We start from the raw sequence: 13698 nt of genomic DNA on the forward strand, positions 1-13698 counted from the left end.
CGGGCAGACGCGGCGCGCCGAAATCTGAAAGAAGATCGGAGTGACCCCACCACTATGTGGGCAGTGGGGTCACTTGTTTCGTGAGTTAGAGAATGAAGAAATCTTCAGTCACGTCTGTGAGGTCAAAATCTGACAGGGTGATCGTCACATCCTTAAAGCTGATCTCTACGTCACTGCCAGAGCGCGAAATGTCCAGATCAGAGAAATCAGATGCGCCACGTTTGATGACGATTTTGTCCGCAAGAGCATTGAAATTGTTGATTTTGTCGGATCCGTCGCCGCGCGAGAAGATGAACTTATCCGCACCAGCGCCGCCGTCGAGAGTATCGTCGCCTTTGTTGCCGCGCAGCACATCTCTGCCGCCGCCGCCGTTCAGGATATCGTCTCCCTTGCCGCCAAACAGTTTGTCATTGCCGGCGCCGCCGCCGAGGGTGTCATCGCCGCCATTGCCGTAGAGCTTGTCCCGGCCGCCTTTGCCATTGATCTCGCTGTCCGCATCGGTCCCTTCGAGCCGGTTGCCGCGGCGGTTGCCGTTGATTTCTTCACCCGAAACCACCGCAGCGATCTCAATGCTGTTGCTGTCCAGGCTTTCATCATTGCCGATATCATCGGTAAAGCTGACGGACAGGGTGAGGGCAGAGCCACCATCCGCATCGGTGATCTCGTAGCTGCTGCCAGTTGCGCCAGAGATTGCCTGGCCATCGCGCATCCACTGCAGGTCAAAGTCGCCGAGCCCGTCAAGATCCTCAATGCTCGTGGTGTTGGCGCTCAGGGTGTCGCCGACATCAGTGCTGCCCGATATCGAGAAACTGCCAGTGGCTGCGTGGTTCAGCGGCACATCAATAAGGGTGAGCCGGGAGCCGTCTGAAAGATTGATCTCGCGATCGCCGTCAGAGTTTTCACTGTAGGTGACGCCAGAGTCAGAGCCGCCGGAAAATTCCAGCAGGTCGGTGCCAAACTCAAAGTCAGTGATGACATCATCGCCCATGCCAAGCGCGAGAACATAGGTATCGGTGCCATCGCCCCCTGACATGGTGTCATCGCCGCTGCCGCCGATAAAGTGGTCGTCACCGTCGCCACCAGACAGATCGTCATCACCGGCACCGCCGTGAACATGGTCGTCACTACCGCCGCCCTCAAGGATGTCGTCGCCCGCGCCGCCTTCCAGCGAGTCCGCGCCATCGCCGCCCATTAGGGTGTCATCGCCATCCAGACCATTGAGCGTGTCGTTGCCGTCTCCACCTGCGAGAGCGTTGTCATCGACATCACCGGTCAGATTGTCGCTGTGGTCCGAGCCAATCAGGTTCTCAACGTTATAGATCTCGTCGTCCTGCGCGTCTCCGCCCGTGGCCGTAAACGCCCCGAGGTTCACCTGCACCGCGCTGCTTGATGCCGCATAGGTGGCGGTGTCGCCATCGCCGTCGCCGCCATCAATCAGGTCCGCGCCCGCGCCGCCATTGAGGGTGTCATCCCCTGCGCTGCCGCTGAGGGAATTGTCCGCATCGTCACCGGTCAGTATGTCATCATGATCAGACCCGATAAGCGAGGAGATGTGCTGCAGGACATCGCCATCAGCATCGCCGCCGACCGCAGCGCCGGTCTCGAGGTTAACTGCAACGCCGCTCGCGGAGCCGTCATAGCTGGCGGTGTTGCTGCCGCTGCCACCGTTGAGCACATCTGCACCGGTGCCGCCGTTCAGCACGTCGTCGCCAAGGCCGCCGTTCAGCGTGTCGTCGCCTGCATTGCCAAACAGCATGTCGTTATCGCCGTAGTCGGCCAAATAGTCTTCTGGGTCATAGTCGGTTACCGGCGAGGTCGAGTTGTTGCGATAACGCGTGCCCCCTTTGTCGTCACCAAACAGGACATCGTCACCTTCTCCGCCGTTCAGCGTGTCGTTGCCAAAGTCGCCAATGAGCTCATCATTGCCTGCGTAGCCAAAGAGATTATCGCCAAAAAGCGATCCCCAGATATCGTCATCACCGCCAAAAACAGTGGTCTGGAAATAGGACCAGTCTGCGTTGAACAGATCCACAAGGGGCAGGGTGAAGCCATCAATAAGCAGATCTGATGTGTTGCTGCCATCGAACGCGATGGTGATTCTGGAAACGGTTCCGCCTGTGGGGGTGAGAACGCCATCAACGGTGGTCGTGGAAAACCCGGAGCCTTCAAAGATGCCATGCGCGCCATTACCATTTACCGTGGTGCTTTCTGGCGAGGACGCAGGTGTATAGTGAAAATGATTGCTGTCGTTTGTGCCCTGAGAGTTCTGGGAGTCGTAGACAATAAAATCCGTGCCGCCACTGACGGAATTATCCAGTCCAAGGGTGGAATTGTAGCCATATAAGCGAGTCATGTGGTCGTCTCCTGCATCGTAAATCAAATTAATGTGGGGAACTAGAGCGTAGTCGCGCCAGGACGCTTCATGGAGTGATGTGCCGTCTGAGCAACTTAATTTTGCCAGTGGCGCGTTTTGGAAAATATTAGGACATTCGCGGACCTCCCACCCGCAACTAATGATGCAATTGGTAACATGCATTTTTGAAAAAATGAAATAAATTGTGCGTGTTGGAGACCTGCTCTCCAGGGGGGAAGGGGCGATGCGGGAGCTCTCCCGGATGGCCTGCAGCCTGGAGTTGTCGCAGCTTTGGCGCATTCTACTGGCAGGTTGGAAAAACCTGACGTGGCGCTTGCGGATCTGGGCGACCACAGCACAGCACAGCACAGCACAGCGCGGAGCTGACCCCGGTGGTTTCCTCTGTCTTTTCAGCAGGGGAAGGGATGCGCGGCTCAATAAGGGGGCTGGGGTGGAACCGTTTAAAGTGTATCTCTCGGCATAAGTGGCGCATTTTTTTACGGCGCGCGCGGGTGAGGTTTTCCATGAAGAGCCGCATTTGAAGGCCCGTATTTGAAGGCCCGTATTTTGGTTTTTTATGAATTTATGCGGATTGTAGGTGTGAATTTCGCCTGATTACCCGACTTTTTTCAGGGTTTGCGCAAGGCTTTGGTCGTGCGCGAAGGTCTGAATAGCTGTCAGGTGTGAAATATTATCTGGTCAAATCACTCTCTTTTTGGTTGTATTGAGGCATCGCCTTTGGGTTTTGTTTGCAAATCTCCAGGGCGCATTTTTGCAAAGTCCGCGCTCTGCCGACAGGAGACGGACGCAATTTAGATGACCTTATGGGAATGGGCAGGAGCGATATTTTCGCTCCCACCGCGTAAATCGTGATTTGTAAAGGGATCTAATATCATGCCTCTCCACCGAAAGCTTTTTAGACTTGGGGCCTTTGCGGGCCTGTTGGCCGTGCCGTTTGTGTGGCTTTTGTCGACATCTTCCTGGGCCGAGGGCGATTGTGCCCTGCCAGACAGCTGGTTTCCCAGTGCCATTCCAGATCCTCAGGAAACGGCCGCCACGACGGATTTTAACAGCTTTTGCGCCTTCCATGTCTGGTCCTGGAATGCATTTTTATGGTCCATGGAGGAAAAGGATGGTGCGCTGCGGTTTGAGGGCTTCCCCACCCAGGAGCAAACCATTGATGCCTCATTCGGGGGGCAGGCTGCTTCCAAAATGCTGAAGCTTCAGCCGCGGGCTGCAAAGGCTGATCATCCGATTGATTCAGCGGCGCAGGCCGGAACTCTGGGGCTTCTCGTGGCGCAAAACAATCGCGGCGTTTACTACAGTCAGCATATTACGCCTCAGATGTATGATCAGGTGGTCAGCCTTGACTGGAACTCTGCTGAGGGGCTGATCAACGCGCCCGACACGGCGCTGTTTGATGTTGGCAACATCGAATACAAGGCCGCCTGGGCCATTGTAGATGACGGCTTTACCGTGCCGGGAGCCTACACGCGACAGGCGCTGATCCCAGAGCTTGCAACCGTAGTGGTCGACGGGGTTGCGACCATCAGAGTGCCGACGGATCCGGTCTATGTTGAGGGCCGAGGTGGCACTGATTGGGTTCCATGTGGTTGGCTGGGTCGAGGGCCATTCAGAAGCGATCTGGGCCTCCTTCTCACCGATTGGTATCGCGCCTGTGGTGCCGACGGACAGTAAGGGCATGCCCACCATCAAGCCGTCAGACCCCGTGTCAGCGACCGCAACACCGTTTTATGCGGCCAACACCACATTGGCCGACTGCAATCAGACCAACCTGCCAGTCCAGAGCCTGAATGATGCCACCCAGGAGTTCTCAGTCGTCACGCAGGCTTGTCAGTCCTATGAGGCGGGCACGATTGGCGGTTTTGCCACGGACAATGGCATGGCGATCCAGCCGGTGAATGCCTCGGCGTTAAGCGAGATCCCCGACGACACTATCGCCAAAGGCTATTTCGAAGTCGGCGCCGTTTGGTCCAAGGCAGACGCGCCCGGGGTCAGCAAACTGAACTCCACATTTCAGGATGCGCTTGTAGGGTCGAACGTGTTGTCCAATCCGGTGATCGAGACCTTCACGCAGACTGAGTCCGGGCAGCACAATTGCCTTTCCTGCCATAACTCCCTGCAATTTCAACCGAGTGATCCCAATATCCCGCCGCTGCATGCCTCGATGCTGAACCTCAGCCATTTTCTAATGCAGATCTACGTCGACACCTATGGCGCGATGCAGTGACAGGCAGACTGGCAGCTCTATTGCCGGGCTCAGTGACTGTTGCATTGGCAGTCCGACGCGCCCGGTGTTTATCGTCCGCGCCTCCGGCGTGCCGCCGTTCAAAAGATTTAGGAGATCCTTCTCATGACAACCGCTTTGCGCATTCACCCGGCGATCGGCATTTCCCGTGTTGGCAACTCGCCTGACTATATCATCTCGCCCGAAACCTCGGCTGGTATGCCCGCGACTGACGGATCTTCCGTGTCAGGAGGGTTGCCGATCAAGCCGGGGACCGAGGCCCAGCATATCTCCGACCAGGATCTGCGTGACAGTGAAGGGCGGCTAAAGCCGCACGCGCAGCGGTTTCGGATTTTTGCCTATAATGAGGATCCCACCAGCTATCCCTATACCGGCACGGTGTCAGAGATTTGCATCGGCAGTGTGTGGACGGCCAAACCGTCGAGAGCATCACCTGGCAGGTGCATATGGCCAATAAAAAGGCAAATAACTGGATCATTCCGGAAAATCCTTCGGCAAATACGGATTGGAATAACGGCGTCGGGGGTATGGCGCATTACGCCAATGGCGAAACGCCGAATGTGCGCAACGGCGATTTTGACAAATCGACATATCCCGTTGAGCTGAACGCCAATGAATGGGGCGCAGGAACTGACCCCGCAGATGTCGACATGTCGGATCCTGCCCGGTTGACCAAACTGGTGATTGATGCGGGACCCAAAACCCTGAACTCCAGCGCCAGTGGCCGGGTCGAGTTCGATGACGGGGCCTGCAGCTATATCACGGCGGATGGATCGGTTGCGTCAGTTGCCTATCCGCAGCTTTGGCCGGCCACGAATTTTTCAACGCTGTTCACCCCAAATAACTCAAACCTGGGCACAATGGGCGCAATGGAGACCGATGCGCAGGGGCGGCTGCTGGTTGTTGGCTCTCCGGGCTATGCGGCCAGTTGGATGATCGGTGAAAACAACCCCGGTGGCAGTGTCGACCAGCCTCCAGCCTGGTCGCCGGGCACCAAGGATGAGCCCTTTCCGCCCCCGGCGCTTGACCAGCCTTTTCCCCTTTGGAGTGATATCGACAATGATGGCTGGCTGGATGATGCGGGCGACGGGCCGATTACGGCCGCGCTGCACTTTTCAGATGGCAGCAGCCGACTGATTGATGTTCCGGCCTGGTGTATCTGTGCCGATCCTGCCTATGCGCCGCAGGTGCGCAACATCGTCACCATCTGGGACGAGGTCTATAATGCCTGGCTGCGGGCACCAGAGCTGGCGCTTGCGCCCGATATCTATGATACTACCACGCAGCAGTATAATACGCAGTATGAGGCCGCCTTTGAGCAGGACGTCTGGACCATGTTCCGGGCCTCGCATTTGCAGATGTTCACCACCGACCTCAACGCCAAGGCTATTGGCTCGCATCAACGTATCAACGATGTTACGGCCAGCGATGATCCGGCGACCTATCTGAATGTAAAGAACTTTATCCGTAACCCAAATACCGGAGAGGGCAATAACCTCGAGGTCGGAGCCCCCTTGATGCCGCTGGCGCTTGGCGATACTGGCGGCAGCTTTCTGACTGTCACCCATACGCAGTATTTCTTTTTGAACCAGTGGTATGCAGGGACCTACAATGACAGCAAAGAAGCGCTGACAGCGGGAGAGCTTTTGGACAAGAACACCCTGTCCAATTTGCTGGGCGGCCGGTTCAGCCCGGGCATTGATCTGACCGTTGTGGTGCGCGATGCCTATCTTTACAATCAGGACTTGGACATCGCCCAGCGTGGGGAGTTTCCGCATTGGCGCCAAGGCGCTGGACTATTCCGCAGCAACCTCGGCCCCGTTTCTGGGGGTCGGCTACACACCCAACCGGACAGAGAAAAACCCGGTTGAGCCAGGTGATCTGTGCAAGTTCATGGCGCTGCCCTGGCACACGGACTACAACTCCTGCGCCACTCATTTGCCGTCGCCAAACCCGGCCCCCGGGGACAATCCAGCCATTGTGGCACGCAACACGACCCTGTTCTGGTCCTGGCCCGCGCAGCGGCCTGTGTCCGTCTATACCTATGAGGACTATGTAGGAAACGGCAGCACCTTTTACGCCGAGCAGCGCTTTTCAGTGCGCGGAACGGGGACGCAGTGGGTGGCAGGAAACCCGGACCCTGAATACAGTGTCGGGGCCGAAAGCGTCGGCCGCTATCAGGATCGCATCAATATTGTGACCCATTGGTTTGATATCGGTGTTGTGATGCAGGGCCCCGCGATTGAAGGGTTTAGTGGCGACAATACCGATTTGTTCCTTGAGGTGGAGAGCCTGCTCACCGGCCCCTCTGACTGGTCACAGCCCTGGCCAATCCAGACAACGGATAAGGTCTTTCCCGAGCCTGCAAATCCGAAAAAGGGATGACAGGCCTTCAGTTTGAGGTCGCCATCATTGGCGGCGGCCCTGCGGGAAGCGCCGCCGCCCTTGCTCTGCAACAGCGCGGTGTGACGTCGATTTGCATCGTTGAGCCTTCGGATTTCACCCAAGCAAGAGTGGGGGAGACGATCCCTCCTGATGCCAATTTGGTGCTCTCGCAGCTGGGGGTTGATCAGGCCTTTGCGCGGCAGGATCACCTGCCGTGTTACGGCAGTCATTCCCTTTGGGGCAGCCACCGGCTGGGGCACAACGACTTTTTGACCTCGCCTTATGGGACGGGCTGGCATCTGGATCGGGTCCGGTTCGACAAAATGCTGTTGGATCAGGCGGTTGCAGGCGGGGGGCTGCGGATCACCGCGCATTGCGCTTTTGTTGCGTACAGGGAGGCCGGATCACAAGCGTCACGGCGGGGGGGCAGCAGATCCGGGCGGGCGTGTTTATTGATGCGACGGGCCGCAGGGCTGTTTTGTTACGCGCGCTGGCAGGCACCCAGGGTTTTGATGACGGGCAGTTTAGTGGCAGGCAGTTTGATAACAGGCGGTTTGATAACCGCCAGTTTAATGATCGGCAGACGGTGATCTGGGCGAGATTTGGCTTGCCCGGGGTTGAGTCTGGTGCTGAGTTTGGGGCTGGGTTTGGCAATTCCACCTGGCTCGAGGCGGCACCAAATGGCTGGTGGTACGCGGCCGAGGTCCCCGGCCGCGCGGCTGTCGTCGCACTGGGCACCGACCCAAAGCTCGCCAAAGCCGGCGGTGTCTACAAAGTACACAGCTGGGCCGCAGCTTTGTCTGGCACTGCTTTGATCGCTCCCCGCCTGAAACAGGCGAGGCTGTTGCCCGTCAGCTTTCGGATTACCGCGTCGTATTCCTACCGGGCTGCGCGGGTTGTGGGAGAGAACTGGCTGGCGGTAGGTGATGCGGCCTGCGCCTTTGACCCGTTGTCCTCTGCAGGCATCTACAAGGCTCTGGTGAATGGCCAGGAGGCCGCGCGGGCCATATGTGACGGGTACCGGGAGGCCTACGCAAACCGCATCCATCAGGATTATGAGACCTATCTGATCAAACGGGCTGAGCTGTATCAGGCTGAACAGCGCTGGGCAAAGAGTGCGTTTTGGGCACAACGGCAGGGGAGGGCGCAGGGGGAGGCGCAGGGGCATCGGTCAGTCTCGCCTAAGGAAATGTCAACTCTGGCGTGATGGCCTTTGTCAGCGCTGAGGGGCGGGCGAGCCCCTGCTTTACAGCTCTAGGTCGCAAGGCTGCATCCGCAGTCCATGATGGCTTTGCGTCATTGAAACGGGGTCTTATGGCCGCAATGCGCGAGGTAAGCTTTATCTGACTTGGAGGTGGGCCGTAATCACTATAAAAGCGAGTGAAGACCTCGACCTGTAGAAGGAGGCGCTGAGCTATTTTCGGGGGCCTGCGTCTTGGGTTGTTAATAAGGTTGTAGCCAAGCTGTAAAAACGTCTTGGTTCAAGCCCTTGAATAAGATTAAGGTGAGGATGAACAACAATTTTAGCGGAGCTTTTTCCGGAGATGCCTGAGCAAAAACTCTATATTGCGGATGATAATTCCGAATTTGCCGATTATCTCACCACGGTAGCCGTACGTCTTGGGTGGACGGTAGAGGTCTGTAAAAACGGGAATGAACTGCTTGAGCTATTGCTTGGCGAAGGTGGACCCGCAGTTGTTCTGGTTGATATCAATATGCCAGAAAAAGACGGTATCGAAGTCATCGAAGGGCTTTCCGAAATCGACCGCCCGCTGCGCTTTAGGTTCATGACCGGCGGTGCGGATGCGCCGATGCTGGCGGCAAAACTGATGGCCCGCGCCAGAAACCTGTCGGTTGGACGTAACCTGTATAAACCCATTCCGATGGAGACCCTGAAACGGGTGCTCACTGAAGAATGGGAGGAGCTCCTGGTTATGGGCTCGTCCTCTAATCTCCCCGCCTGAGCCCCTGTAATCCTGAGCCTCTGTTGCCCTGAGCATATGAGACCCTGAGTATCTGCGGCCCTGAGTATCTGCGGCCCTGAGCATCTGTGATCCAGGGGGCTGGGGGGCAAAGGCCGCTCAGTGTCCAAGCGCTTTGTTGATTGCCGCCACGAGATCTGTGCGTTGCACCGGCTTCATCAGGCGGATGTCCTCTGGGCGCAAGCCATTGCCATGCACTGTGGCCTCGCTGGCATAACCGGACATAAAGATCACCGGCAGGTCGGGGCTCTTGGCGCGTAGCGCAGACGACAGGGTTGTGCCAAGAAGCTTACCTGGCATGACGATATCCGTGAGCAAAAGGTCATAATTGGGATCTGCATCAAAAATCACCTTTGCCGCATCTCCCGAACTGGCCGGGGTGACCGCATAGCCGGCCTTCTGCAGAGATTGGACCACCACCTCGAGCACCGCCGCGTCGTCTTCGGCCACCAGAATACGGCGTCCCTTGTCTGTGGAAACCTCCGGCAGGGTCTCAGTTTTAGCTGCAGTTTCAGCTACCGGCCCGGGCTGCTGCTCTGCTGCCGCGACCTGGAAGTAAAGCTTGAATGTGGTGCCCTGACCCGGCTCGGAATACACCTGGACCGTGCCATTGGACTGCCGCATGAAGCCATGAACCATAGACAGGCCAAGGCCGGAATTGTTGCCGGTCGCCTTGGTGGAAAAGAACGGTTCAAAGATCTCAGCCTTGTTTTCTGCCGGAATGCCTTCGCCTGTGTCGCTCACCGCCAGCATCACATAGCGCCCGGGTTCCAGCTCTTCCTGGTGTGTATCGAGGTAGCTGCCATCAATGTGGATATTGCGCGTTTCAACGGTCAGCTTACCCCCCTCAGGCATGGCGTCCTGTGCATTGATGATGAGATTCAGCAGGGCGCTTTCAGTCGAGCTCAGATCTGCTTCAACCGGCCAAAGATCCTTTGGGAGGGAGGTTTTCACTGAAATGGTTGCGGGCAATGTCCGGCTGATCCAGTTTTTGGTTTCCTTCACCACCTCGTTGATGTCGATGGCGCTGGGCTCAAGGCTGGCTTTGCGGGCAAAGGCCAGCATATTGCGGGTCAGATCGGCGCCACGCAGGGTCGATGTGATGCTGCTGTCGATCAGCTTTCTGTGCTGCTCGTCAGGGCAGTCTTCGCGCAACAGCTCCAGATTGCCCAGGGTGACGGCCAGCAGGTTGTTGAAGTCATGGGCCACGCCCCCCGTGAGTTTGCCAACCGCTTCGAGTTTTTGCGAGACGGCGAGCTGCAACAGAAGCTTCTCGTGTTCTTTCAGCTCTGCCTTGCGGGCGGAGATTTCCACCACACTGGCCCGGATAAGTTTCCGGTCAAAGGGCGGCAGGCGCGCCAGTGAAATCTCGCAGTCCAGCATCTGGCCGTTTTTATTGGTGAGCTGCCATTCAAAGACCGGAAATTCACCATTGAGGGCCTGCTCAACATAGATGGCAACAGTCTCATTTGAATGGGATCCATCGGCTTGCAGCGCAGGGCTGATATCCCTTGGGTAAATGGTTTCCATCAGCTCGTCACGACTATAGCCAAGGATCGCTTCAGCGCGGCTGTTGGTGGTGGTGAACTTGCCCAGCCCCATGTCAAAAATCATGATCGCTTCTGGGGCATATTCCACCAGGGCCAGCATTTGCTCATGTTGCCTGAGGAGTTTGAGGTTTGAGGTTTCCCACTGTTGGCGCAGATTTTCCGTCAGTGTAATGCAGGCAATGCCGCAAAAAAGCAGGGCTGTCCCCATCACCAGCCAGTTGCGCCCACTTGCCGAGAGGGTGCCCATAAGGTCGATCTTGGGCTGTAGAAGGCCGGTCGCATACAATGAGCCAAGAATGAGGGGGACCAAGAGCACGACGGCCAGGGTCAGATAGGCGCCCCGCTTACCAAACAATGCGCCAGTGATCATCGGTATGGTTAGCAAGATAAGCCAGCCGGCCGACGACAGGCCAAGAAAGGTGATACCGGTGACCGCTGCCAGAAACAGGCCGAACAAAAAGAGCAGGACGCGTTTGGCATAGTGATCGGCGCCGGGCAAGACAAAGTGAGGCGCAACACAGAAAATCAAAAACCCCGGCAGGGCGTATTTCAGCAGGGGATCAAAGGGGATCGGTCTGAGTGCAGCTGCGCAAAATCCCAGGCAAATGGCAATCGAGAAAAAGTAAAACATCCTCTTGGATGTTTTCCGTAATAACCCGGCATGCGCCTCTCTGGCGCGCAGGATCGAATCGTCCGGCATGGTCTTCCCCTGTTCCAATTGCAGCCTCAATATTTGCCTTGGAAGGGCTAAGGAACATTTGAGCAATTGGCTGTAATTTGAGGCAGTTACAGGGGGTGATCAAGCGCAAACTTGGCGTCGGCCTGCATTGGTCGTGTATCGAACTAATGTTATGAATATGAATATGAAGGGGTTAGGTCAGAATCCATGCATGCGCTTGGCCCATTGATAGGCGACCACCAACCCCTTCATGCGCGGCAGTAGAAAAAGGGACGATACGATGGTCACGGCAGACATCAGCAAGGCCAGGGTCAGTGGCTCGGGCCGAAAGTTTACATAAAGGATATGCAGGGCAAACCCGAGAATATGTCCCACAATCAGAATGGTCAGATAGGCGGGGCCATCATCGGCGCGGTTGTGATGCAGCTCCTGGCCGCAGTTGGCACAGCTGTGGTTTACCTTGAGATACCTGTGCAGCAGTTTTCCCTTGCCACAGTTCGGGCACCGGAGCCGCAAGCCGTGTAAAATCGCCGGTTTGATCGCACGCGGGCGTGGTTGCCCGGACACCGGGGCTTGTGCTGCAATGGCTTCGCGCAAACTGGCTTTGTGCAGGCTGGCGTCCTGGCCTGTTTCGGTATGGGGCATGGTCGCGACTCCTGATTTCCGGGGGTCTGTAAGTTGTTTCGCCATTGATTGCAAACAATAATGAAACAATTATGTTGGATTGCGCCGATATTTGAGGCTGTTCCGGGGCAAGCCTATAGGTCATGTGCGCGTCTTGTGCGCGTCTTGGGATGGGCCGTGCCAGGGAATGTTGGGGGGAGAGACCCGTTGAAACAATGGAACCCAACACTCCGGGCCTCGGGTAAGCCGCGCTATGTGGGGATTGCTGATGCCATTCGTGCTGACATCACATCAGGCCAGCTAAAGCCAGGCGACCGGTTGCCGCCGCAACGAAGCGTGGCGCAGGATCTGGGGGTGGATTTTTCCACAGTGTCGCGCGGCTATGCCGAAGCGGTGCGGCGCGGCGACATCGAGAGCTTTGTCGGTCGCGGCACCTTTGTGCGCCAGCCTGAGACATCACAAGATGCGGGCATTGGCACAGAACACCCTGACCCACGCCGGAGCCTGGAAGAGGATCCGATGATGAACATGCCGCCTGAGCCGGATGACCCGGCGCTGATTGCCCGCATGTCGCAGGGGCTGTCGCATGTGGCTGCCAATTTGGTGCCGCTGCTGCGCTATCAGTCGGTGCGAGGCTGCGCTGCGGACCGTGAGAACGCCCACCTCTGGATGCAGCAAAACGGACTGGAGTTTGCCGCAGACCGCCTGGCAATCACTCCGGGGGCACATGCCAGCATCTACGCCATCCTGACCCTGCTCAGCGCGCCGGGACAGACCGTATTGTGTGAAGCCCTGACCTATCCCGGCATCCGTTCGATCGCGGCCCGTTTGGGCCTGCGGTTGGTGGGGGTTGCCGGTGACAGCGAGGGGCTGCATCCTGAGGCCCTTGAGAGGGCGATCACCGAGCACAGGCCCGCGGCTCTGTACCTCAATCCAACCCTGCAGAACCCGACCACTGGCACCATGACACAGAGCCGCCGTCAGGTCATTGCGGCTGTTTTGCAAAAGCACGATCTGCAGCTGATCGAGGATGACGCCTATTGCTTTGTCGCATCCGATGCACCGCCGCCGATTGCCAGCCAGCTGCCAGATCTGGCCTGGCACGTCGCCGGGATTTCCAAATGTTTTGGCGCCGGTCTGCGCCTGGCCTATACCACGGTGCCGCTGCGCGCCGAGATGGGGCAATTTTCCCAGGCGCTGCGCAGCATCAATGTGATGGCCTCTCCTTTGAGCCTGGCGCTTCTGGGGCGCTGGATCGAGGATGGCACCGCGCGTGAGATTCAGGCCTTTGTGCGGCGGGCGGCGGCGGAGCGGCAGGCCATGGCCTGCGAAATTCTGCAGGGCTGTTGCGTCACAACTGCGCCAGAGGCCTTTAATCTCGGGATTGAGTTGCCCCGTGGCACCAACCGGGCCGAGGTCATGGGCCGTATGGCCAACCGCCAGATTGGCATCATGCCCAGTGATGCGTTTTCGGTCTCTTCCCATCCCGGTGAGGCTCTGCGGGTCTGTCTGGGAGGCCCCATCAGCCTGACACAGCTGCGCGACGATCTCGTGGCGTTGCGTGATGCAATCCTGCGCAAGGATTGGCTGGGGTGACCCCGCTCGATTTAGCCCCAATGCATTTAGGACCAACACTATGACGCCCAATGTTTCTGCGCTTACCCTTGGCACGGTGGGTGCTGGCGATGACCCTGATCGTGATTGGCGATGCGGCCGGCAAGACCCTGACGGCCGAGGGCTTTAGCCCCTTCTTTGTCGCCTGGTCCCGTTTCGCGCTGGCGGCGGTGGGGTTTTTGCCCTTTTGTGGTTTAACCCGGGCTGAGCTGTGGTCGCTGCTGGACTGGCGGGTCATTTTG

General features: G+C 57.6%; 11 protein-coding genes and 2 pseudogenes. 10 read left to right on the top strand and 3 right to left on the bottom strand.

Going from position 1 to position 13698, the window contains the following annotated elements:
- Positions 1-85: 85 nt before the first annotated feature.
- Positions 86-2353 carry a calcium-binding protein gene (locus B4968_RS10655; protein ID WP_083098933.1) on the bottom strand — a complete coding sequence of 756 codons (2268 nt, stop codon included), beginning with the start codon at positions 2351-2353 and terminating at the stop codon, positions 86-88.
- Between the two features lie 966 nt (positions 2354-3319).
- On the opposite strand from B4968_RS10655, the gene B4968_RS10665 reads away from it, so the two are divergent.
- The 8 genes and pseudogenes from B4968_RS10665 (at position 3320) to B4968_RS10695 (ending at position 8971) form a co-directional block, all read left to right on the top strand.
- Positions 3320-4051: a hypothetical protein gene (locus tag B4968_RS10665; RefSeq protein WP_161492572.1), complete on the top strand. Its 732-nt coding sequence runs from the start codon at positions 3320-3322 to the stop codon at positions 4049-4051.
- Positions 4052-4055: 4 nt separating this feature from the next.
- Complete coding sequence (locus B4968_RS10670) at positions 4056-4604, top strand: hypothetical protein (RefSeq protein ID WP_083098937.1); 549 nt, start codon at positions 4056-4058, stop codon at positions 4602-4604.
- 123 nt (positions 4605-4727) lie between these two features.
- Positions 4728-4964: pseudogene (locus B4968_RS26135) on the top strand (LodA/GoxA family CTQ-dependent oxidase); the annotation flags it as partial.
- A gap of 62 nt (positions 4965-5026) precedes the next feature.
- Entirely contained in the window at positions 5027-6493 is a 1467-nt protein-coding gene (locus B4968_RS25205; protein ID WP_083098939.1) for a LodA/GoxA family CTQ-dependent oxidase, read from the top strand.
- Positions 6384-7007: a LodA/GoxA family CTQ-dependent oxidase gene (locus B4968_RS25210; protein WP_139792737.1), complete on the top strand. Its 624-nt coding sequence runs from the start codon at positions 6384-6386 to the stop codon at positions 7005-7007. Before B4968_RS25205 ends, B4968_RS25210 begins: the two co-directional genes overlap by 110 nt.
- Positions 7004-7597, top strand: coding sequence for an NAD(P)/FAD-dependent oxidoreductase (locus B4968_RS10685; RefSeq protein WP_083098945.1), 594 nt, complete (start codon positions 7004-7006; stop codon positions 7595-7597). The genes B4968_RS25210 and B4968_RS10685 overlap by 4 nt, the downstream gene beginning before the upstream one ends.
- Before the next feature lie 17 nt (positions 7598-7614).
- Positions 7615-8214 carry a tryptophan 7-halogenase gene (locus tag B4968_RS10690; protein ID WP_139792739.1) on the top strand — a complete coding sequence of 200 codons (600 nt, stop codon included), beginning with the start codon at positions 7615-7617 and terminating at the stop codon, positions 8212-8214.
- A gap of 337 nt (positions 8215-8551) precedes the next feature.
- Positions 8552-8971 (top strand): response regulator, encoded by a 420-nt coding sequence (locus tag B4968_RS10695; RefSeq protein ID WP_083098949.1) that lies wholly within the window; start codon positions 8552-8554, stop codon positions 8969-8971.
- Between the two features lie 117 nt (positions 8972-9088).
- Here the strand turns inward: B4968_RS10695 and B4968_RS10700 are convergent, their stop codons facing one another.
- Positions 9089-11239 carry an ATP-binding protein gene (locus B4968_RS10700; protein WP_083098951.1) on the bottom strand — a complete coding sequence of 717 codons (2151 nt, stop codon included), beginning with the start codon at positions 11237-11239 and terminating at the stop codon, positions 9089-9091.
- Positions 11240-11416: 177 nt separating this feature from the next.
- Positions 11417-11863 carry a DUF983 domain-containing protein gene (locus tag B4968_RS10705; protein ID WP_083098953.1) on the bottom strand — a complete coding sequence of 149 codons (447 nt, stop codon included), beginning with the start codon at positions 11861-11863 and terminating at the stop codon, positions 11417-11419.
- A 186-nt stretch (positions 11864-12049) separates the two neighbouring features.
- On the opposite strand from B4968_RS10705, the gene B4968_RS10710 reads away from it, so the two are divergent.
- Together B4968_RS10710 and B4968_RS10715 are read left to right on the top strand one after the other, a co-directional pair.
- Positions 12050-13438 carry an aminotransferase-like domain-containing protein gene (locus tag B4968_RS10710; protein ID WP_083098955.1) on the top strand — a complete coding sequence of 463 codons (1389 nt, stop codon included), beginning with the start codon at positions 12050-12052 and terminating at the stop codon, positions 13436-13438.
- 50 nt (positions 13439-13488) lie between these two features.
- Positions 13489-13698: pseudogene (locus B4968_RS10715) on the top strand (EamA/RhaT family transporter); the annotation flags it as partial.

Origin of the sequence: Pseudophaeobacter leonis, from assembly GCF_002087335.1 — a bacterium.
Taxonomy (GTDB): domain Bacteria; phylum Pseudomonadota; class Alphaproteobacteria; order Rhodobacterales; family Rhodobacteraceae; genus Pseudophaeobacter; species Pseudophaeobacter leonis.

Coding starts and splice junctions, on each gene's coding strand:
- B4968_RS10700 (WP_083098951.1), bottom strand. CDS start 11,239: ATGCCGGACGATTCGATCCTGCGCGCCAGAGAGGCGCATGCCGGGTTA.
- B4968_RS10695 (WP_083098949.1), top strand. CDS start 8,552: ATGCCTGAGCAAAAACTCTATATTGCGGATGATAATTCCGAATTTGCC.
- B4968_RS10685 (WP_083098945.1), top strand. CDS start 7,004: ATGACAGGCCTTCAGTTTGAGGTCGCCATCATTGGCGGCGGCCCTGCG.
- B4968_RS10655 (WP_083098933.1), bottom strand. CDS start 2,353: ATGACTCGCTTATATGGCTACAATTCCACCCTTGGACTGGATAATTCC.
- B4968_RS10670 (WP_083098937.1), top strand. CDS start 4,056: ATGCCCACCATCAAGCCGTCAGACCCCGTGTCAGCGACCGCAACACCG.
- B4968_RS10705 (WP_083098953.1), bottom strand. CDS start 11,863: ATGCCCCATACCGAAACAGGCCAGGACGCCAGCCTGCACAAAGCCAGT.